At 55.0% G+C, this 21622-nt stretch carries 20 protein-coding genes; 9 read left to right on the forward strand and 11 right to left on the reverse strand.

Annotation, left to right across the window (positions count from 1 at the left end; translation table 11 throughout):
• Nucleotides 1–2 precede the first annotated feature (2 nt).
• On the forward strand, nt 3–203 hold the full coding sequence (locus tag ACMYSO_RS07695; protein WP_123755338.1) for a YpfN family protein: 201 nt from the start codon (nt 3–5) through the stop codon (nt 201–203).
• A gap of 81 nt (nt 204–284) precedes the next feature.
• Here ACMYSO_RS07695 and ypfH read toward each other — a convergent pair whose 3' ends face one another.
• The 6 genes from ypfH to dapA form a co-directional block, all read right to left on the reverse strand.
• On the reverse strand, nt 285–983 hold the full coding sequence (ypfH, locus tag ACMYSO_RS07700; protein WP_434670019.1) for an esterase: 699 nt from the start codon (nt 981–983) through the stop codon (nt 285–287).
• 76 nt (nt 984–1059) lie between these two features.
• Nucleotides 1060–3060 (reverse strand): tRNA(Met) cytidine acetyltransferase TmcA, encoded by a 2001-nt coding sequence (locus ACMYSO_RS07705; RefSeq protein ID WP_434670020.1) that lies wholly within the window; start codon nt 3058–3060, stop codon nt 1060–1062.
• A gap of 12 nt (nt 3061–3072) precedes the next feature.
• Nucleotides 3073–3948: a KPN_02809 family neutral zinc metallopeptidase gene (ypfJ, locus tag ACMYSO_RS07710; protein WP_434670021.1), complete on the reverse strand. Its 876-nt coding sequence runs from the start codon at nt 3946–3948 to the stop codon at nt 3073–3075.
• Between the two features lie 120 nt (nt 3949–4068).
• Nucleotides 4069–4782 (reverse strand): phosphoribosylaminoimidazolesuccinocarboxamide synthase, encoded by a 714-nt coding sequence (gene purC, locus ACMYSO_RS07715; protein ID WP_123755342.1) that lies wholly within the window; start codon nt 4780–4782, stop codon nt 4069–4071.
• A 211-nt stretch (nt 4783–4993) separates the two neighbouring features.
• Nucleotides 4994–6028: an outer membrane protein assembly factor BamC gene (gene bamC, locus ACMYSO_RS07720; RefSeq protein ID WP_434670022.1), complete on the reverse strand. Its 1035-nt coding sequence runs from the start codon at nt 6026–6028 to the stop codon at nt 4994–4996.
• Between the two features lie 16 nt (nt 6029–6044).
• A complete protein-coding gene (gene dapA, locus ACMYSO_RS07725; protein WP_123755344.1) occupies nt 6045–6923 on the reverse strand; it encodes a 4-hydroxy-tetrahydrodipicolinate synthase in 879 nt (292 codons plus the stop codon).
• 153 nt (nt 6924–7076) lie between these two features.
• On the opposite strand from dapA, the gene ACMYSO_RS07730 reads away from it, so the two are divergent.
• Nucleotides 7077–7646, forward strand: coding sequence for a glycine cleavage system transcriptional repressor (locus ACMYSO_RS07730; protein ID WP_434587176.1), 570 nt, complete (start codon nt 7077–7079; stop codon nt 7644–7646).
• A 3-nt stretch (nt 7647–7649) separates the two neighbouring features.
• The gene (bcp, locus tag ACMYSO_RS07735) at nt 7650–8120 is read left to right on the forward strand and encodes a thioredoxin-dependent thiol peroxidase (RefSeq protein ID WP_434670023.1); all 471 of its coding nucleotides are present in this window, start codon (nt 7650–7652) and stop codon (nt 8118–8120) included.
• Between the two features lie 88 nt (nt 8121–8208).
• Here bcp and ACMYSO_RS07740 read toward each other — a convergent pair whose 3' ends face one another.
• Nucleotides 8209–9276: an AI-2E family transporter gene (locus tag ACMYSO_RS07740; RefSeq protein ID WP_434583576.1), complete on the reverse strand. Its 1068-nt coding sequence runs from the start codon at nt 9274–9276 to the stop codon at nt 8209–8211.
• A 226-nt stretch (nt 9277–9502) separates the two neighbouring features.
• On the opposite strand from ACMYSO_RS07740, the gene bepA reads away from it, so the two are divergent.
• Nucleotides 9503–10966 carry a beta-barrel assembly-enhancing protease gene (gene bepA / locus ACMYSO_RS07745; RefSeq protein WP_434583575.1) on the forward strand — a complete coding sequence of 488 codons (1464 nt, stop codon included), beginning with the start codon at nt 9503–9505 and terminating at the stop codon, nt 10964–10966.
• A gap of 9 nt (nt 10967–10975) precedes the next feature.
• The gene (gene arsC, locus ACMYSO_RS07750; RefSeq protein WP_123755349.1) at nt 10976–11335 is read left to right on the forward strand and encodes an arsenate reductase (glutaredoxin); all 360 of its coding nucleotides are present in this window, start codon (nt 10976–10978) and stop codon (nt 11333–11335) included.
• 47 nt (nt 11336–11382) lie between these two features.
• On the opposite strand, the gene ACMYSO_RS07755 is transcribed toward arsC, so the two are convergent.
• The 4 genes from ACMYSO_RS07755 to ACMYSO_RS07770 form a co-directional block, all read right to left on the reverse strand.
• Nucleotides 11383–12084 (reverse strand): DnaA inactivator Hda, encoded by a 702-nt coding sequence (locus tag ACMYSO_RS07755; RefSeq protein WP_123755350.1) that lies wholly within the window; start codon nt 12082–12084, stop codon nt 11383–11385.
• Nucleotides 12085–12178: 94 nt separating this feature from the next.
• Nucleotides 12179–13468 (reverse strand): uracil permease, encoded by a 1290-nt coding sequence (gene uraA / locus ACMYSO_RS07760; protein WP_434670024.1) that lies wholly within the window; start codon nt 13466–13468, stop codon nt 12179–12181.
• Between the two features lie 97 nt (nt 13469–13565).
• Nucleotides 13566–14192: a uracil phosphoribosyltransferase gene (upp, locus tag ACMYSO_RS07765; RefSeq protein WP_434583573.1), complete on the reverse strand. Its 627-nt coding sequence runs from the start codon at nt 14190–14192 to the stop codon at nt 13566–13568.
• A gap of 182 nt (nt 14193–14374) precedes the next feature.
• Nucleotides 14375–15805, reverse strand: coding sequence for a 6-phospho-beta-glucosidase (locus tag ACMYSO_RS07770; RefSeq protein ID WP_434670025.1), 1431 nt, complete (start codon nt 15803–15805; stop codon nt 14375–14377).
• 237 nt (nt 15806–16042) lie between these two features.
• Here ACMYSO_RS07770 and purM point away from each other — a divergent pair, with 237 nt between their 5' ends.
• The 4 genes from purM (at nt 16043) to ppx (ending at nt 21589) form a co-directional block, all read left to right on the forward strand.
• On the forward strand, nt 16043–17080 hold the full coding sequence (gene purM / locus ACMYSO_RS07775; protein ID WP_123755354.1) for a phosphoribosylformylglycinamidine cyclo-ligase: 1038 nt from the start codon (nt 16043–16045) through the stop codon (nt 17078–17080).
• Complete coding sequence (gene purN / locus ACMYSO_RS07780) at nt 17077–17718, forward strand: phosphoribosylglycinamide formyltransferase (RefSeq protein WP_434670026.1); 642 nt, start codon at nt 17077–17079, stop codon at nt 17716–17718. The genes purM and purN overlap by 4 nt, the downstream gene beginning before the upstream one ends.
• Nucleotides 17719–17993: 275 nt before the next feature.
• A complete protein-coding gene (gene ppk1, locus ACMYSO_RS07785; protein WP_434583568.1) occupies nt 17994–20054 on the forward strand; it encodes a polyphosphate kinase 1 in 2061 nt (686 codons plus the stop codon).
• A 2-nt stretch (nt 20055–20056) separates the two neighbouring features.
• A complete protein-coding gene (gene ppx / locus ACMYSO_RS07790) occupies nt 20057–21589 on the forward strand; it encodes an exopolyphosphatase (RefSeq protein ID WP_434583567.1) in 1533 nt (510 codons plus the stop codon).
• The last annotated feature ends 33 nt before the right edge of the window (nt 21590–21622 follow it).

Below are 21622 nucleotides of genomic sequence, written 5' to 3' on the forward strand. Positions count from 1 at the left end.
ACATGGAATGGCTTATCAGCCACTGGTGGATTCTGGTGTTGGTCTTTTTAGTGGGCGTCATGATTAACGTCATTAAAGATCTTAATCGCGTTGACCACAAAAAATTTCTCGCCAACAAGCCAGACCTGCCCCCCCATCGTGATTGCAACGATAAGTGGGACGATGACGACGACTGGCCGAAGCACGACCAGCCGAAGAAATAAGTCCAGACCCCGGTCAGCACTGCGCTGCCGGGGTACTCCCGGATGACGGTGTAAAATGTTATCCAGGAAGCGACAATCTCATCACAACAGTTCGATAATATCGTCGTCTTTTGGCGTGCTGCCGCTTAACGCTTCATCGAAATAGTGCTTCGGTACGGTATAGCGCAGACGCTCGAGCGCAAACTGCATGCTGCGATCGTCAATCGCATGCCCCAGATCCTCAACGATATCCAGCGTTACATCGCCACCAGCCTGCAACAGCGCCTCTTGCGCCGACACCGCCCACGCCAGGTCGATAACGCGATCTTCGCCACCATGAATCAGGTGAATCGTCGTCGCTGTCGTCGCTGACTGAGGGAGCGTCGCGTAACGTCCGTTAAACGCGATAACCCGTGAGGCCAGCCCCGATTCGGCTTTGATACTCTCCAGAGACATAATCGCGCCCTGGGAGAAACCAATCAGCGCCGTTGCCTGCGGGCCCACACCGCTCTGTTTCTGCCAGTAGCGAACCGTCTCAATAAAGGTCGGCATAATCGTGTTGATTCGCGACTGACGATTCTCCTCAGTGACTCCCTGAACGGAAAACCACTGCCGGCCCGGAGGAGGCCCACAAGGCTCGGCCCCGCCGATACTGACAATCAGCGCATCGGGGAACTGCGGTGCGAACAAACTGCCGATCTGCCCCATTGAAACGGGATTATCCCCGACGCCATGAAACAGCAACAGCAGCTGTTGGGCAGGTGTCGCCGGGCTTTGAACAACAAAATGGTCGTGTTTCATGGCGGTCTCCTTAGTGTACGTGGGCAGTTTACGCCGCACGCGGAATATGACCATGACATTTAACTGAATGAGTTAGTTAAAAAAATTGCAGTTCTTCAACCTGCTGGCGCAGCACCTCAGCCCACGTTGGATCCAGGCTGAACAACGCCTGTCCAGCCTCCTCCCGCATTCGGACCAGCAGCGCCTTGCGCCCTGCCAGACGTAATTCTGTGCAGATCAGCGCTTCATCCTGGCGTTGCAGGCGCGCACGCAGGGCCGGAAACGGGCATTCGCTCTGCAGCAGCAGGCGATTCAGGGCGCCGAGCGCCGCCAGCAGTGGGCGATGGGCAAAGGCAAAGCCAGCGATATCCAGCCAGTCCTCTTCCGTAAGCATAGCTGCTTGTATCGTTGACAGCGGCAACGTCGTGTCACGCCACTCCCGCAGCCAGAATTCATCCCGTGCCAGCCGCAGGGACTCCTGCTGAACCAGTTCACCGCCCGCAGCAGTTAACGGATACAGCGCCATCGCCGTATAGCAACCGCTGCTGGCCTCACGGTGAGTGCCTAAACGCACCAGGGTAAAACCGCAACGCTGCCAGAAACGCCAGAGTTCAGGGGTGTAACCAAAGCTCACCGACAGATAATCGAGAGCGTGAGAGTATTCGACAGCCCTGGCGACCAGTGCCTGACCCAGCCCCTCCCGCTGACGGGCCGGATGGATGGCAATGCGGGTAATGCGCTGCCCGCATAAGGTCGCCGCCAGCGGACTGCCACCATGGGCCGCCAGCGACTGTGCCACCAGGTTACCGCGTGGACGACGAAAACCCGCCCATACCGCTTTGCTCAGTGCAGGCTCCAGCCCGCCCTCCTCCACGCACCACAATGCCCCAGCCACCCCGTCAAGCGTGCGGGCGCAGGTAAAGTGCTGACCCGGGGCATCCATCATCCGCCGTAAATCCAGCGGCGATGTGCGGTAATGGGCGCCAGAAAGCAGTTGGTACATCGCCGGAGCCAGTCCGTTGTGCTGCTGCCAGCTGGCCTGATCCACGGCGATCGCCTCTACCTCTCCCGTGGGTGCCTGCGCAAAACTTTCGTCGCCGAACAACAGCAAATCGCTGACCAGCGCTTCCAACGGGCAGCCGGGCGCCCAGCGAATAGGGGTCGACAGGTGGAACTGCCACAGGTGCGCAAAGCTGGCGCAAAACTTGAGCATAAACCCGCGCCCGGTCCCTTCATAACCCTGGATGGTGGTGGTTAGTAAAGTTCGGGGGAAGCGGGCAACCAACTGGCGCAGCAACGGCCCGGGAATGGCGGCCGCTTCATCCACGATCAGCCACCCGGCCTGCACATCACTGGCCAGCAGCGCATCGGGGGCCATAAAGTGAAAGTCCTCACCAGCAAAGGAGGCCATCACCTCGGTGGCACCGCGGGCCGGAGCGGTGACGATGGCATCACCAGCCACCTGGCGTATCAGCATCCCTGCCAGCGCGGACTTTCCCCGTCCACGTTCGGCGGTCACAACGGCAATGCCCGGCGGGAGCGTGGCCAGACGCGCAAGAAGAGCCGCCTGCCCCGCCTGGGGATAACCATCTGCTGGCTGCCACTCAGGACGAGGGACGCTGTCCGGTAAGGTCAACGTCTCTCCCTGTCGCCAGATCACCGTGTCACGACTGGCGCTGACCTGCTGGCAGAAGCGGTAGACAAAATGTGGGGTTGGGATCGGTGTTGGCGCATCGCTCCAGCGCAGAGAGTCCTCATCAGGCAACGTTGGCCAGCGCGCAAAATCTGGCGTCAGCAGTATCAGCCAGCTTCCGGCGCGTAGGGTACCGCTCAGCGCCGCGAAGGCTGACACGTCAAACCCGCGACGGGCATCGAAGAAGGCGTGATGATATTCACGCCCGAGTAATGATTTTAAGGCACCCGGCAAGATAGTGGGTTGTACCTGCGGATCGGTGCCGACCCACAGGCCATCGCCCCCCAGACGTTCACGTAGCTCGAGCGCCTGTTGCAGACACCACGCGTCGTCGCCGCTGAGCACCAGCAGGCGACGAATACCGGTTTGCACCATCTGCGCCGTCAGGTTAAGCAGCTTATCCATGTGCTATCGCGATCAGAGCGAGTTACCGAAAGTATTGCACTGCGCCGGTTCGCCACTATCAAAGCCACGTTTAAACCAGGTGTAACGCTGCTCGGAGGTACCGTGAGTGAAGCTGTCCGGCACCACGCGTCCCTGGCTCTGCTGCTGCAGACGATCGTCGCCGATGGCTTCTGCTGCATTCAGCGCTTCCTGCAGGTCGCCGGTTTCCAGGATATCCTGTTTCTGCATGTTGTGGCCCCAGACGCCAGCGAAGCAGTCAGCCTGAAGCTCCATTTTGACCGACAGGCGGTTCACTTCGGTCTGCGATGCCTGCTGCTGCATCTGGCGGACTTTAGGTTCAATCCCCAGCAGCTTTTGCACGTGGTGGCCCACTTCGTGCGCAATGACATAACCCTGTGCGAAGTCGCCATCCGCACCGAGCTTATTCTTCATTTCGTCGTAGAACGACAGGTCGATATAAACGGTGCTGTCCGCAGGGCAGTAGAACGGCCCCATTACTGACTGGCCGGTACCGCATCCGGTCCGCGTCGCGCCACGATAGAGTACCAGCTTCGGTTTGACATACTGACGCCCCATTTTTTCAAACAACGGACCCCAGGTATCTTCGGTCGTCGCCAGGATCACCGAGGTAAATTTGGCGGCTTCATCGTCTTGCGGGCTGACAGAACGCTGGGTGGTTGTTTGCTGCTGCTGGCCGATCGGCTCGCCCGTCAACATGCCGGTTAAATCCACGCCGTAGTAGCCGGCCACCAGCACGATAATCAGCAGGACGATCCCGCCCTTACCCGTGGGCAGACGAAAACCGCCACCGCCGCCGCCCATTGATGGACCCGAACTATTCCGCCTGTCTTCAACATTGTCACTCTCGCGACGCCCTTGCCAACGCATAGGAACCTCTATCTCTTTCATTCACGAATAGAAGAGATCGTAGGCCGTTAAGCGGAGAATTACCACAGGAAACAACAGGAAGACGCCAGAAGACCGGACGGTCTTCTGGCGGAGAGATATTTAGTCCAGCTTCACACCCAGACGATGGGCCACTTCTTCATAGGCTTCGATCAGGCCGCCAAGGCTCTGACGGAAGCGATCTTTGTCCATTTTATCAAGGGTATTTTTGTCCCACAGGCGGCTGCCGTCCGGGGAGAACTCATCACCCAGCACCACTTCGCCTTTGAACAGACCAAATTCCAGCTTGAAGTCGACCAGAATCAGGCCGGCGTCATCAAACAGTTTTTTCAGCACGTCGTTGGCTTTGAAGGTCAGTTCCTGCATGCGCGCCAGGTTCTCTTTGCTGACCCAGCCGAAGGTTTCACAATAGGATTCGTTGACCATCGGGTCGTGCATCGCGTCGTTTTTCAGGAACAGGTCAAACAGCGGTGGCGACAGCTCAATCCCTTCTTCAATGCCTAAGCGTTTTACCAGCGAACCAGCCGCACGGTTACGGACAACGCACTCCACCGGAACCATATCCAGCTTTTTCACCAGGCATTCGGTATCAGAGAGCAGGGCTTCCATTTGGGTCGGGATGCCGGCTTCTTCCAGTTTGCTCATAATGAAATGGTTAAACTTGTTGTTCACCATGCCTTTACGGTCGAACTGCTCAATGCGCGCGCCATCACCTGCTGATGTATCGTTACGGAATTCGAGTACCAACAGATCCGGATTCTCGGTGCTGTAAACGGTTTTCGCTTTACCACGATACAACTCAGCTTGCTTTTGCATCTTTGTTACTCCAGTGAAGATATAGACGATAAAAATTGCGCTTTTCGCCTATACACCAAATCATTCAGGTTACCTCGACGCGGCAATGGAACGACAACTTCGTCAACAACGAAAGCGACCAACTACGAAGCAAATAGCAGGATTTAGTGTATACGCACACGTTTGCGTCACTATACATGAAAAAGGGCCGGATTACTCCAGCCCTTATTTATTACTTAGTGAATGCTGCCTGGAATACGGCAACCAGTGCGTCGTTCTGCGACTGGGTCAACGTATGGCCTTTCGGATCGATGAACTGCAGACTACTGCGGTTATCGAGGTCGCCGACCTGCAGTTTGTAGTCACCGGAAACCAGCTCTGGGTCGCGAGCGCCCAGTTCCTGCCAGCTGCTGTCAGACAGCGGCTTGTAGGTCAGCGCCATGCTACCCTGCGAACGGGTGCTGTCGGTAACCTTCATACCCACTTTTTCCAGGGCGCCTGGCAGACGTTGCCACACCATGTTAAACGGTGCGCGCACCACCAGCATTGGCAGACCGGTATCGTCGGCAGCGCTCTGCACGTCGAAGGTCGCGCCAGCATTTTTCTGCGCCGCGTTCTGCGCACTGGTGGCGTTCATATCCAGACCTTCGGAGATGACGTTCAGCATCGCGGTGCTGTAGCGCTGCAGCGATGCCGGATCGGAGATCGGTTTGCCAGCCTGTTCCAGATTCACCAGCTTCACAATCACCGCCTGCTGATAGCCCTGCGGTTTCACTGAGATTTGATAGCGACCACGGTACTGCTGGTCTTCATCGAGGCGAGACCATTCTACCCAGTCGGTATTCAGCGTCTGGCTGGCATCGTCACGTTTGGTGATGACATAGTTCTTTGACTGTACGATGCTGGTCACCTGGGCCCACAGCGAACCGCTACGACCGTTCTCAACCATCAGCGTCGCGGTATCACCGTTAAACTGAGTGCGAGCACCGCTCACCAGTGCCAGAGGCTGAGCCGGTGGACGAATGTCCAGCGCTTTGCCCACGGCGCCTGTGCTGGTCGCGACCGGAATATTATAATCACTCACCTGAACCGGCAGAATCATGCCAGCAGGTGCGTGAATTTCACTGAGCGGCGCAGCTTGCAGGTAGACCTCGTCGCCTCCAACCTGACGCTTGTAGCGTGAATCGGAACTACAAGCCGCGAGAAGCAGGACCAATGAAACGCCCGCAACCTTCGTCAGGCGCGACTTCTGTACTGAGTAAGCCATCAAATCTCCCTAAACTTTACAGCAAACCGGCATGCTTCAGCGCTGCAGTGACGGCCTTAATACCATTTTCGGTAATCGGCGTCATCGGCAGGCGCAGCGTATCGGTTGCCACAAGACCCAACGCCTTACATGCCCACTTCGCGGGAATCGGGTTGGGTTCGACAAATAATTTTGTATGCAATGGCATCAGACGCTGGTTTATTACACGAGCCTGCGCGAACTGGCCTTCAGCTGCCAGACGGCACATATCAGCCATGTCGCGAGCCGCCACGTTCGCCGTGACAGAAATCACGCCATGACCGCCAAGCTGCATAAAGTCCATTCCGGTGGCATCATCGCCGCTCAACAGAATAAAGTCATCTGAAACCAGCTCTTTGATCTGATGAACACGACTTAAGTTCCCCGTCGCTTCCTTAATACCGATAATATTTTTTACTTCCGCCAGGCGACCGACGGTTTCCGGCAGCATATCGCAGCCAGTACGGGACGGCACATTATACAGAATTTGCGGCAGGTCGGTGTGTTCTGCGATGGCTTTAAAGTGTTGGAACAGCCCTTCCTGGGTCGGACGGTTGTAATAAGGGGTGACCGTCAGGCAACCGACAACACCGCTATTGTTGAAACGTTTGGTCAGGCTAATAGCCTCTGCGGTTGCATTTGCACCGGTACCCGCGATAACCGGGATACGCCCGTCAGCCAGTTCAAGCGTCATCATGACGACATCGCCATGCTCTTCATGGCTCAGGGTCGCAGATTCTCCGGTAGTCCCTACCGAAACGATCGCCGAGGTTCCGCTGGCGACATGGTAATCAATCAGTTTTTTCAGGCTTGACCGGCAGACGTTACCGTTTTCATCCATCGGCGTGACAAGCGCTACAATACTTCCCGTGAACATGGGCCATCCTCAGAGCAGAAGTGCAACAAGATTCTCAATGTTACGTTTGGTGCCGTAATAAAAGCAAGAGACCCGACGCCATCAGGGATGTTGTATGCCGGTTTTTTTTATGCTTTCCTAATGTTACCTCACCTTTTTAAAGGAAGAACAGGTTTGACCGCCTCATTACAACACTATCTGGTTATTACCGCTTTGGGCGCTGACCGTGCCGGCATCGTGAACACTATCACCCGCCACGTCAGCAGCTGCGGCTGTAATATCGAAGACAGCCGGCTGGCCATGCTTGGTGACGAGTTTACGTTTATCATGCTGCTTTCAGGTTCATGGAACGCGATTACGCTTATCGAGTCGACCCTGCCATTAAAAGGCGCCGAGCTGGATTTACTGATCGTAATGAAGCGTACAACCGCGCGTCCTCCTCAAGCCATGCCAAACACCGTCTGGGTCCAGGTTGAGGTACCGGACTCACCACACATTATCGAGCGCTTCACTGCCCTGTTCGATGCGTGGAATATGAATATCGCCGAGCTGGTTTCTCGTACCCAGCTCAGCGGTGATGACGAGTCAGCGCAGCTGTTTATACAGATAACCGCTCACAGTCCCGCAACACAAAATGCATCAAATATCGAACAAGCGTTCAAAGCCCTATGTACAGAATTGAATGCACAAGGCAGTATTAATATCGTTAATTATTCACAGCATGATGAACAGGATGGAGTTTGAGTAATGAATCCACTGAAAGCCGGTGATATTGCACCGAAATTTAGCTTACCGGACCAGGACGGCGAGGAAGTAAATTTGACCGACTTCCAGGGACAGCGTGTTCTGGTTTATTTTTACCCGAAAGCCATGACCCCGGGTTGTACCGTTCAGGCCTGCGGCCTGCGCGATAACATGGATGATTTAAAGAAAGCGGGCGTTGAGGTTCTGGGGATCAGTACTGATAAACCGGAAAAACTCTCCCGTTTCGCCGAAAAAGAGTTGCTGAACTTCACACTGCTGTCTGATGAAGATCATCAGGTGTGTGAGCAGTTTGGCGTCTGGGGCGAAAAAACGTTTATGGGGAAAACTTACGATGGCATCCACCGCATCAGCTTCCTGATAGACACCGACGGTAAAGTCGAGCACGTGTTTGATAACTTTAAAACCAGTAATCACCACGATATCGTCTTGAACTGGCTGAAAGAAAACGGCTAACCGTTCACCTGATATAAGGACGCCGGACCCTGTTTCATCATTCCGGCGTCTATTTTAACCACTTAACCACGGTTCTCCGCGTCAGTCCCTACTTATCCCCTTCCACGACCATGCCATCCGGCCAGGCGTGTACCACTGCTTTGATGAGCGTCGCCAGAGGAATCGCAAAGAACACGCCCCAGAAGCCCCACAATCCCCCAAAGATGACCACCGAAAGGATAATCACCAGCGGGTGCAGGTTCACGGCTTCGGAAAACAGCACCGGGACCAGCAGGTTACCGTCCAGCCCCTGAATAATCAGATAGACCGCAAACAGGCTCCAGAACTCCGGGCCGGCGCCAAACTGGAACAACGCCACGCAGACCACCGGAATGGTCACCACGAAGGCGCCAATATAGGGGATCAACACCGAGAAACCCACCAGCACCGCCAGCAGCAGCGAGTAGTTGAGGTCAAACAGAATAAAGCCGATCCAGGTTGCCACGCCGACAACGATCATCTCCAGCACTTTTCCGCGGATGTAGTTGGTAATCTGCTGGTTCATCTCTTTCCACACCTGCCCGGCCAGGCCGCGGTTGCGTGGTAGCACGCGGCGCACGGCATTCAGCATCTGCTCTTTGTCTTTCAGCAGGAAGAAAACCATCAGCGGCACCAGCACCAGATAGACCGCCAGGGTCAGCAAACCGACCAGCGAGGCCAGTGAGTATTTGACCACCGAATCGCCCATGGTCAGCACGCGGCTTCGCATATTGTCCGCCATGGCGTCGAGAATACCGGCATCCATCAGCGCCGGATACCGGCGGGGAACCGTTGCGGCAAAATCGGAGAGTTTGTTGAGCATCCCGGGCATATCACGGATCAGATAGATCCCCTGCTGCCAGGCCACCGGCATCACCACAAACGCCATCAGCAGCAACACGCCAACGAACAGGATCAGAACAAACGAAGTCGCCCAGGTACGTGAAAAGCCGACACGCTCCAGTCTGACGGTCGGCCATTCCAGCAGGTACGCCAGCACAATCGCCACCAGTAAGGGCGCCAGCAAGCCGCTGAAAAAGAACATGATGCCGAAACCAGCCAACAAAATAACCAGCAGCGCTATCGCTTCCGGATCGCTGAACCGGCGACGATACCACTGCATTAACATCTCAAGCATAAAACCCTTCCCTGAAGCGCATAGCGGCAAAAAAACCGAGGGAATTGTATCTAAATGTCACCTGAAAGACTTCGCTTTTATTAGCAAAGCCACAAACATTCACGCTCGCACGAAGATCATATTTTCAATAGCCTCTGCGCCAGCTAAACTCGCAGGACGCGCGGATACGGAACATTACGCCGCCCTATCGGTCAAACTGGCACACCCACATTACAGGACAGAGGTTATGTTCAGGCAGTTAAAGAAAACGCTGGTGGCAACCGTCATAGCGTCACTGACGCTGGGTTCAATTTTGCCGGCTTTTGCGGACTCCGCAGATACCCTGCCAGATATGGGCACCTCTGCTGGAAGCACGCTCTCCATTGGCCAGGAAATGCAGATGGGGGATTACTATGTGCGCCAGCTGCGCGGTAGCGCGCCGCTGATTAACGATCCCCTGTTGGTGCAATATATCAATGGCTTAGGTATGCGCCTGGTTTCACACGCTAACTCCGTGCGGACCCCATTTCACTTTTACCTGATCAATAACGACCAGATTAACGCCTTCGCCTTCTTCGGGGGCAACGTCGTGCTGCACTCCGCCCTGTTCCGCTATTCGGATACCGAAAGCGAGCTGGCGTCGGTCATGGCACACGAAATCTCCCACGTCACCCAGCGTCACCTGGCGCGCGCGATGGAAGACCAAAAACGCAATGCCCCGCTGACATGGGTCGGCGCACTGGGCTCTATCCTGCTGGCGATGGCCAGCCCGCAGGCGGGTATGGCAGCCCTTACCGGTACGCTGGCGGGCACCCAACAGGGGATGATCAGCTTTACCCGCCAGAACGAAGAAGAAGCCGACCGCATCGGAATTCAGGTGCTGCAACGTTCCGGCTTTGACCCGCAGGCCATGCCGGCCTTTATGGGCAAACTGCTCGATGAGTCGCGCTATTCCACCCGTCCGCCTGAAATGCTGCTGACTCACCCCTTGCCGGAAAGCCGTCTGTCGGACGCCCGTAACCGTGCAAACCAGATGCGCCCGGTAGTGGTTCAGTCTTCCGCCGATTTTTATCTGGCCAAGGCCAGAACCCTGGGAATGTATAACTCCGGGGCCAATAAGCTCGGGGATGATTTACTCAACGCGTGGGCAAAAGGCAATATTCGTGAACAGCATGCTGCCCAGTACGGGCGGGCGCTGCTGGCGATGGGAAGCAATAATTACGATCTGGCACGCAAAACGCTACAGCCGTTGCTCAGCGCCGATCCGCAAAATGCCTGGTATCTCGACCTGGCAACCGATATCGACCTTGGGCAGAAGAAAACCGCTGATGCCATCAACCGTCTGAAAAACGCCAGTGAAATTCGTACCAATCCGGTGTTGCAGCTGAACCTCGCCAACGCTTACCTGCAGGGCGCTCAGCCGGCGCAGGCGGCGACTATCCTCAACCGCTACACCTTTAACTACAAAGACGACACCAACGGGTGGGATCTGCTGGCGCAATCTGAAGCAGCGCTCGGTCATCGCGATCAGGAGCTGGCAGCACGTGCGGAAGGCATGGCGCTGGTCGGTCAGCTCGACCAGGCGATTACGCTACTGAGCAGCGCCAGCTCACAGGTGAAACTGGGCAGTTTGCAGCAGGCTCGGTACGATGCACGTATCGACCAGCTACGTCAGCTACAGGAACGATTCCGCCCCTATCAAAAAATGTAAGGAGACCCGATGTCTGACGCGGTAAAGATCTACCATAACCCTCGCTGCTCCAAGAGCCGTGATACCTTAAGTTTGCTGAAAGCTAACGGGATCGATCCTGAAGTGGTGCTCTATCTGGAGACGCCGCCGGATGCCGCTACGCTGCGCCAGCTGTTGAAAATGCTCGGCATGGTCAGCGCCCGCGAACTGATGCGTCAGAAAGAGGATCTGTATAAATCGCTGAATCTTGCCGACCCGCAGCTAAGTGAAGACGCGCTGATTCAGGCCATCGTCGACAATCCTAAGCTGATGGAACGGCCAGTGGTCGTCAGCCATGGTCAGGCGCGGATCGGCCGGCCACCGGAGCAGGTTCTGGAAATCGTGAGCTAACAGGCCAGCGCCATCGCAACGATGGCGCAATCATTAAAGAGAGACGGCTATAGCTTGAGGATCTCTTTCACGAAAGGAATGGTCAGTTTACGTTGGGCGGTGATAGACGCGTGATCGAGCTGATCGAGTGTCATAAAGAGCGAGCGCATTTCACGATCGAGGCGCTTAAGCAGGAAACGGCAGACGTCTTCCGGCATCTCGAAACCACGCAGGCGCGCACGCAGCTGTAGCGCCTGCAGTTTGTCTTCATCAGACAGCGGCTGCAGCTTATAAATCTGCCCCCAGTCAAGGCGTGACGCCAGGTCCGCCAGACCAAGATTCAGCTGTCGCGGCGGGCAATCACCGGTGATCAACAGACGGGTTTTTCCCGACTCGAGGATCCGGTTGTACAGATTGAAAATCGCCATTTCCCATAGCTCATCGCCGGCCACGCACTCGATATTATCAATACAGACCAGCGAAAGCTGCTCCATCCCGTCGAGCACTTCCGGTACAAACCACGTACGTTTATCCAGAGGAACATAGCCCACCGCATCGCCGCGCTGGGAAAGCTCCGCACAGGCGGCATGTAAGAGATGACTGCGCCCCGCGCCTTCACGTGACCAGATATAGATGTACCCGCTATGCTCCTGCCGCAGCACGTTCTGTAACGCAGCAAGAAGAGAGGGATTATCACCCGGCCAAAAACTCGCGAAAGTTTCATCATCGGGAAGATACAGTGGCAAAGAGAGCTGTGCCGGTGCGTTCAGATGGACCTCATCATAGGCTTACAGAAAAACGCGATGAGTTTAGCACGAAGAAGGCAAGGTGAGAACCGGGTGGGATCGCCACCCGGTTGAAGGATCAATGTTTTACATCTTCACTGTCAGCCGCATCCAGGACCACCTCTTCCGGACGCAGAACGCTGATCAATTTAAAGATCAGGCTCAGGGCAACGCCGACAATCGTCGCCAGCGCCATGCCTTTCAGCTCTGCCGCACCAATGTGCACCTTCGCGCCGCTCACGCCAATGATCAGAATCACCGAGGTCAGAATCAAATTCTGCGCCTTGTTGTAATCCACTTTTGATTCGATCAACACCCGAATACCGGAGGCGCCAATCACACCGTACAGCAGCAGCGACACGCCGCCCATCACCGGCAGCGGGATGATCTGAATGGCCGCCGCCAGCTTGCCCACACAGGAGAGCAGAATAGCAAAGATGGCAGCACCACCGATCACCCAGGTACTGTACACACGGGTGATGGCCATCACGCCGATGTTTTCACCGTAGGTGGTGTTCGGCGTCGATCCAAAGAAGCCGGAGATCATCGTCGACAGACCGTTAGCGAACATCGAACGATGCAGGCCAGGATCGCGGATCAGATCTTTTTTAACGATATTAGCGGTCACCACCAGGTGACCGACGTGCTCCGCAATCACCACCAGCGCGGCGGGCAGAATAGTGAAGATCGCAAACCACTCAAAGCGCGGGGTGTAGAAGGTCGGCAGAGCAAACCAGTGCGCTTGTGCAATCGGCGTGGTATCGACAACGCCCATCACGAAGGAGAGCGCGTAGCCGACCAGCACCCCAATCAGAATCGGGATAATCGCCATAAAGCCACGGAACAGCACCGAACCAAACACCGTGACGCCCAGGGTGACCATCGAAATAATAATGGTTGTGCTATCCGGTGATTGGCCGTCCGCCGGTAACAGACCGGCCATGTTTGCCGCTACACCTGCAAGCTCCAGACCAATGACCGCGACAATCGCCCCCATTGCGGCAGGCGGGAACATGACGTCCAGCCAGCCAGTTCCTGCTTTTTTGACAATAAAGGAGACCACGCAGAACAGTGCGCCGCACATAATAAAGCCACCGAGCGCAACTTCATAACCCAGCGGCAGTAACAGCAGTACCGGAGAGATAAACGCAAAACTCGAGCCCAGATACGCTGGAATTTTGCCCTTACAGATAAAGAGATACAGCAGAGTCCCGACGCCGTTGAACAGCAGGACGGTGGCCGGGTTAATATGAAACAGCACCGGGACCAGCACCGTTGCGCCAAACATAGCGAACAGATGCTGCAAACTAAGTGGAATTGTCTGTAAAAGCGGCGGTCTTTCACTCACCCCGATTGCGCGGCGCGTCATAGCGTTTTCCTCTGAGAGTCGTGTAATTAGTTGCTGTGATTTTGTTTTATTCAAAAAAAAGCCGACTCTTAAAGTCGGCTTCTTATTATTCATTCAATTACTTGGTACCAAAAATCTTATCGCCGGCATCGCCGAGCCCCGGAATAATGTATCCGTGGTCGTTGAGGCCCTGGTCAATGGACGCGGTGTACATCTCCACGTCCGGGTGCGCTTTTTCGAGTGCGGCAATACCTTCCGGCGCCGCCACCAGCACCAGCACCTTAATGCTGGAGCAGCCTGCTTTTTTCAGCAGATCGATTGTCGCGATCATTGAACCGCCGGTTGCCAGCATCGGGTCAACCACCAGCGCCATGCGCTCATCGATGTTTGACACCAGCTTCTGGAAGTAAGGAACCGGCTCCAGGGTTTCTTCGTCACGGTAAATACCCACCACGCTAATACGCGCGCTCGGTACATGTTCCAGAACCCCTTCCATCATGCCCAGACCAGCACGCAGAATCGGCACAACGGTGATTTTCTTACCTTTGATCTGCTCGACTTCTACCGGACCGTTCCACCCTTCGATGGTGACTTTCTCTGTTTCCAGGTCGGCGGTCGCTTCATAAGTCAGCAAGCTCCCTACTTCTGAGGCAAGTTCACGGAAGCGTTTGGTGCTGATGTCGTGCTCACGCATCAGGCCCAGCTTGTGTTTGACGAGCGGGTGTTTCACTTCCACAATCTTCATTTTCTTTCTCCTCTGAGGGGCAGCCACAAAAAAAATCGCGGGATTATACCGCTTTTTTCCATTTGCGCCATAGCCGATATGTTTGACCGGGATCAACCAAAATGCTTTACGCTGCCTGAGCCAGTATAAAACAGAATAAAAAAAACCCCGCACAAGCGGGGTTGGATGAAATGAACGGTCAACTACAACGTATCACCGTTGGTACTAATAACCTGTTGATACCAGGCGAATGATGTCTTACGGCTGCGGTTCAGCGTACCGTTGCCTTCATTATCTTTATCAACGTAAATAAAGCCATAGCGTTTTTTCATTTCGCCGGTGCCGGCGGACACCAGATCGATACATCCCCATGGGGTATAGCCCATCAGATCCACGCCGTCCTCAACCACCGCTTTTTTCATCTCGGCAATATGTGCGGAGAGATAATCGATGCGGTAGCGATCGTCCACCGTGCCGTCCGCTTCGCGCACGTCGATGGCGCCAAAACCGTTCTCAACAATAAACAGCGGCAGCTGATAGTGATCCCAGAACCAGTTCAGGGAGTAACGCAGGCCCACGGGGTCAATCTGCCAGCCCCAGTCTGATTTCTGGACGTACGGGTTGGAGACCAGACTTTTTGTCTCGTCATAATCCAGCAGTGGGTTATCGTCGGTCGCTTTGGTCGCGAAGGACATATAGTAGCTAAAGCCAATATAGTCGACGCAGCCCTCGCTCAACGCCTGGCGATCCGCGTCGGTGATATCCAGCTCAAACCCGCGGCGTGCGAAGTAGTTCAGCAGATGCTGCGGATAGCGGCCACGGACATGCACGTCGGTGAACCAGTAGCGGCGATGCATGGCGTTCATCGCCATCATCATATCGTTCGGGGCGCAGGAGAGCGGATAGATTGGGCACATTGCAATCATGCAGCCCACCAGCAACGACGGGTTAATCTCGCGCGCGGCCTTCACTGCCAGAGCGCTGGCGACCAGCTCATAATGCGCCGCCTGATACATCACCGGCTCACGGTCTTCACCCGACTGATACTTCAGGCCTGAGTTCGTGAATGGCGCGAAGTCTTCGTGGTAGTTTGCCTGGTTGTTGATCTCATTAAATGTCATCCAGTACTTCACTTTATGCTGATAGCGGTGGAATACCACTTTCGCAAAGCGCACGAAGAAATCGATCAGTTTACGGTTACGCCAGCCGCCATACTCCGTTACCAAATGGTACGGCATTTCGAAGTGGGAGAGCGTAATCACCGGCTCAATACCGTGCTTCAGGCACTCATCGAACAGGTCGTCATAGAATTGTAATCCGGCTTCATTTGGCGTCAGCTCATCGCCCTGCGGGAAGATACGAGTCCAGGCAATCGAGGTGCGGAAACACTTGAAGCCCAATTCGGCAAACAGCTGAATGTCGTCTTTATAACGATGGTAAAAATCAATCGCCTCATGGTTGGGGTAGTTTTTTCCCGCCACGACGCCATCGGTGATTTCACGCGGCACGCCGTGCGCTCCGGCGGTCATCACATCAGCCACGCTGATGCCCTTCCCCCCTTCCTGCCAGCCCCCTTCAAGCTGATGCGCCGCCACTGCGCCGCCCCACAGAAAACCTTCTTTAAATCCAGACATGTTCTCTTCCTTTTATCCTGAACACAAAAAAGAAACCGGTTTCAGTGGCATGATGGCGATTCCCACAGACAGTGGCAAGCACAAGAATGTACCCGGTTTCATTTTCGTGAACAGTATCAAATTTGTGCATATTGCGGCTGATTCACGCCGACTGTAAAGCAGGCTCGCAAACGTTTGCTATCCCTGTTAGAATTGCGCCGATTTTTCTTGCTACCGCAAATGTGTGGAGATTTCGCAGTGACCGATAAAACCTCTCTCAGCTATAAAGATGCCGGCGTAGATATTGATGCAGGCAACGCTCTCGTCGACCGTATTAAGGGTGTGGTGAAGAAAACCCGTCGCCCGGAAGTGATGGGTGGACTGGGCGGATTCGGCGCACTGTGCGCATTGCCGCAAAAATACCGCGAACCAGTTCTGGTTTCCGGCACTGATGGCGTCGGTACCAAGCTGCGTCTGGCGATGGATCTGAAGCGCCACGATACTATCGGTATCGATCTCGTGGCGATGTGTGTCAACGACCTGGTGGTCCAGGGCGCAGAGCCGCTGTTTTTCCTCGACTACTATGCCACCGGTAAACTGGATGTCGATACGGCAGCCAGCGTCATCAGCGGTATCGCCGAAGGCTGTCTGCAGTCCGGCTGTGCGCTGGTTGGCGGCGAAACGGCAGAGATGCCGGGGATGTACCACGGGGAAGACTATGACGTGGCCGGTTTCTGCGTCGGCGTAGTAGAAAAATCAGAAATCATCGATGGCAGCAAAGTTGCCGATGGTGACGTGCTGGTGGCACTGGCTTCCAGCGGCCCGCACTCCAACGGCTACTCGCTGGTGCGTAAAATTATCGAAGTCAGCGGTGTTGATCCTCAGACCACCGATCTGAACGGTACCCCGCTGGCGGACCACCTGCTGGCGCCGACCCGCATCTACGTCAAGTCGGTGCTGGATTTGATTGCCAACGTTGATGTGCATGCTATCGCTCACCTGACCGGTGGCGGCTTCTGGGAAAACATTCCGCGCGTGCTGCCGGATAACACCCAGGCTGTCATCGATGAATCTTCCTGGCAATGGCCGGAAGTCTTCAACTGGCTGCAAACTGCCGGTAACGTCAGCAGCCATGAAATGTATCGTACCTTTAACTGCGGTGTCGGTATGGTTATCGCCCTGCCGGCCGATGTCGCCGACAGCGCCATTGCGCTGCTGAGCGAGAAAGGTGAAAACGCGTGGAAAATAGGCTATATCAAAGCTTCAGATTCCGAACAGCGTGTGGTCATTGAATGAAAAACATCGTGGTGCTGATTTCCGGTAACGGCAGTAATTTGCAGGCAATTATCGACGCCTGCGCCCGGAAACAGATCAACGGCACCCTGCGAGCGGTATTCAGTAATAAGGCCGACGCGTTCGGCCTTGAACGTGCACGTGAAGCCCATGTTGCGGCCCACGCGTTAACGGCCAGCCAGTTTGCCAACCGCGAAGCCTTCGATCGCGAGCTGATGCAAGAGATCGATGCTTACGCACCGGATCTGGTGGTGCTGGCGGGCTATATGCGGATCCTTAGCCCGGCGTTTGTCGCCCACTATCAGGGGCGTCTGCTGAATATCCACCCGTCGCTGTTGCCAAAATACCCGGGGCTGCACACGCACCGTCAGGTACTGGAAAACGGCGATGAAGAGCACGGGACGTCGGTGCATTTTGTCACCGATGAACTCGACGGCGGCCCGGTCATTCTGCAAGCCAAAGTGCCGGTTTTCACCGACGACAGCGAAGACGATATCACCGCCCGCGTACAGGCTCAGGAGCATGCGATTTATCCGCTGGTTGTGAGCTGGTTTGTCGACGGTCGTCTGCGCATGGAGGGAAATCAGGCCAGGCTTGATAATGTTCCTCTGCCGGCGCAGGGATATGCCGCCGAAGAATAAACATCAACGCCTCTGCTTGACCCAGAGGCGTTTTTTTTGGCGCATTTTATCGGTGGCTATACCGTCCTCCCTACCCTCATCCCATGTCCGTTTATGCAACGACGACGCCCGGGAAGGAGCTTGTTTTGTCTACAATATCAGCAAACGAGCAGCACCTTTTTTCTTCGCAGCATATTGAAAGAAAACTGTCATACTTCTTTGACATAGTTGGACATTCAATGGCAAAGCTCGCCATAATGAAAAAGCAACATCAATCAACCGGAGTGTGAGTTGTAATGGGCCAGGAAAAGCTATATATCGAGAAAGAACTCAGCTGGTTGTCCTTTAACGAACGCGTACTTCAGGAAGCGGCGGATAAAAGCAACCCACTGATTGAGCGCATGCGCTTTTTGGGGATCTACTCCAACAATCTCGACGAATTCTATAAAGTGCGCTTCGCTGAACTTAAGCGCCGCATAATTATTAGCGAAGAACAAGGCAGTACCGCCCATTCTCGCCATTTATTAGGTAAAATCCAGGCCCGGGTCCTCAAAGCTGACCAGGAGTTTGACAGCCTGTACAACGAGCTGCTGCTGGAGATGGCGCGTAATCAAATCTTCCTGATCAACGAACGCCAGCTCTCGGTCAATCAGCAGTCTTGGCTACGCAACTACTTCAAACAGTATCTGCGCCAGCATATCACCCCTATTCTGATTAACCCTGAAACGGATCTGATCCAGTTTCTGAAAGACGATTACACCTATCTGGCGGTAGAAATCATCCGCGGCGAGACCATTAATTACGCCCTGCTGGAAATTCCGTCAGATAAAGTCCCGCGCTTTGTGAACCTGCCACCGGAAGCGCCACGTCGTCGCAAGCCAATGATTTTGCTTGATAACATCCTACGTTACTGCCTGGATGACATTTTTAAAGGCTTCTTTGACTACGATGCGCTCAACGCCTACTCGATGAAAATGACTCGTGATGCCGAGTACGACCTGGTACACGAGATGGAATCGAGCCTGATGGAACTGATGTCCTCCAGCCTGAAACAGCGTCTGACGGCGGAACCGGTACGTTTTGTCTATCAGCGCGACATGCCGGACACCATGGTCGAAATGCTGCGCGAGATGTTCTCTATTTCGCGCTACGACTCGATGCTGCCGGGCGGTCGCTACCATAATTTCAAAGACTTTATCGGCTTCCCGAACGTCGGTAAGGCCAATCTGGTCAACAAACCACTGCCGCGCCTTCGCCACACCTGGTTCGATAAATTCCGTAACGGGTTTGATGCGATTCGCGAGCGCGACGTGCTGCTGTACTATCCGTACCATACCTTTGAGCACGTGCTGGAACTGCTGCGTCAGGCATCGTTCGACCCGAGCGTGCTGGCGATCAAAATCAATATTTATCGCGTTGCCAAAGATTCGCGCATTATCGACTCGATGATCCACGCTGCTCATAACGGTAAAAAAGTCACCGTCGTGGTAGAACTGCAGGCGCGCTTTGATGAAGAAGCCAACATTCATTGGGCAAAACGCCTGACCGAAGCGGGCGTGCACGTAATCTTCTCCGCGCCGGGCCTGAAAATTCACGCCAAGCTGTTCCTGGTGTCACGTAAAGAGGGTGATGAAGTGGTCCGCTATGCCCATATCGGTACCGGCAACTTCAACGAAAAAACCGCCCGCTTGTATACCGACTATTCGTTGCTGACCGCCGATGCGCGTATTACCAATGAGGTGCGTCGCGTCTTCAACTTTATCGAAAACCCATACCGCCCGGTAAGCTTCGATTATCTGCTGGTTTCGCCGCAGAATTCGCGCCGCCTGCTGTATGAAATGATCGACAGAGAGATCGCCAACGCCCAGAACGGACAACCTTCCGGCATCACGCTGAAGTTGAACAACCTGGTGGATAAAGGACTGGTAGATCGCCTGTATGCGGCCTCCAGTTCCGGGGTTCCGGTTAATCTGTTGATACGCGGCATGTGCTCGCTGATCCCCGGCCTGGAAGGCATCAGCGAAAACATTCGCGTGACCAGCATCGTTGACCGCTTCCTGGAACACGATCGCGTCTATGTCTTTGAAAACGGTGGCGACAAACAGGTCTGGCTCTCTTCCGCAGACTGGATGACTCGCAATATAGACTATCGTATTGAAGTGGCCGCCCCGCTGCTGGATCCGCGCCTGAAACAGCGCGTACTGGATATTTTTGATCTGTTGTTCAACGACACGGTCAAAGCACGCTATCTTGATAAAGAACTGAGTAATCGCTATGTACCGCGCGGCAACCGCCGTAAGGTACGCGCACAGCTGGCGATCTACGACTATCTCAAATCACTCGAACAGCCCGACTAACTATGCCAATAAACGAAAAAACCCCTCGTCCTCAGGAGTTTGCTGCGGTCGACCTTGGTTCAAACAGTTTTCATATGGTGATCGCGCGTGTCGTCGACGGCGCGATGCAGATCATCGGCCGCCTGAAACAGCGGGTTCACCTGGCCGATGGCCTGGATGAAAACTCCGTGCTTAGCGAAGAAGCGATAACCCGCGGGCTTAACTGCCTGTCGCTGTTCGCGGAACGCCTGCAGGGTTTTTCTCCCTCCAGCGTATGCATCGTCGGGACCCATACCTTACGTCAGGCGACAAACGCCGCTGAGTTTCTCAAGCGTGCGGAAAAGGTGATTCCCTATCCGATTGAGATAATCTCGGGTAATGAAGAAGCACGTCTGATTTTTATGGGCGTTGAGCATACGCAACCGGAAAGGGGCCGAAAACTGGTCATCGATATCGGCGGCGGTTCGACGGAGCTGGTGATTGGCGAGGATTTCGAACCGCGGTTGGTGGAAAGCCGGCGCATGGGTTGCGTCAGCTTCTCGCAGATCTACTTCCCTGGCGGTACCATTAACAAAGAGAATTTCCAACGTGCGCGCCTGTCGGCCGTGCAGAAACTGGAAACGCTGGCATGGCAATTCCGTATCCAGGGCTGGAACGTGGCGCTGGGTGCCTCCGGCACCATCAAAGCCGCGCAGGAAGTACTGGTGGCGATGGGCGAGAAAGACGGTTTTATCACCCCGGAACGTCTGGAAATGCTGGTGGATGAAGTTCTGAAGTATAAAAACTTCGATGCTCTCAGCCTGCCGGGGCTGTCGGAGGAACGCAAAGCGGTTTTCGCTCCCGGACTGGCGATCCTGAGCGGCGTTTTTGACGCCCTGGCGATCAAAGAGCTGCGTCTGTCCGACGGTGCACTACGCGAAGGCGTGCTGTACGAAATGGAAGGACGTTTCCGCCATCAGGATATCCGCAGCCGCACCGCACAGAGCCTGGCAAACCAGTACAATATCGACCGCGAGCAGGCCCGTCGGGTGCTGGAAACCACCACTCATATGTTCGAACAGTGGCAGGAACAGAATCCTAAACTGGACAACCCGAATCTGTCGGCGTTGCTGAAATGGGCGGTTATGCTGCACGAAGTGGGGCTGAATATTAACCATAGCGGGATGCATCGCCACTCGGCGTATATCCTGCAGAACAGCGACTTGCCCGGCTTCAATCAGGAACAGCAAATGCTGATGGCAACGCTGGTTCGCTATCATCGTAAAGCCATCAAGCTGGACGATTTGCCGCGCTTTACGCTGTTTAAGAAAAAGCAGTTCCTGCCGCTGATTCAGCTTTTGCGCCTGGGCATCTTGTTGAATAACCAGCGTCAGGCGACCACCACGCCGCCTACGCTGCGTCTGAAAACGGAAGCTAACCACTGGACACTGGTCTTCCCGCACGACTGGTTCAGCCAGAATGCGCTGGTCCTGCTCGATCTGGAAAAAGAGCAGCAGTACTGGGAAGGCGTGCCCGACTGGTTACTGAAAATTGCCGAAGAAGAGCCCGACAGCTAATCCGCATGTAATCCGCAGGCCGGGTTGAGACAA

It is taken from the genome of Klebsiella sp. B345 (genome assembly GCF_051131735.1).
GTDB lineage: Bacteria > Pseudomonadota > Gammaproteobacteria > Enterobacterales > Enterobacteriaceae > Klebsiella.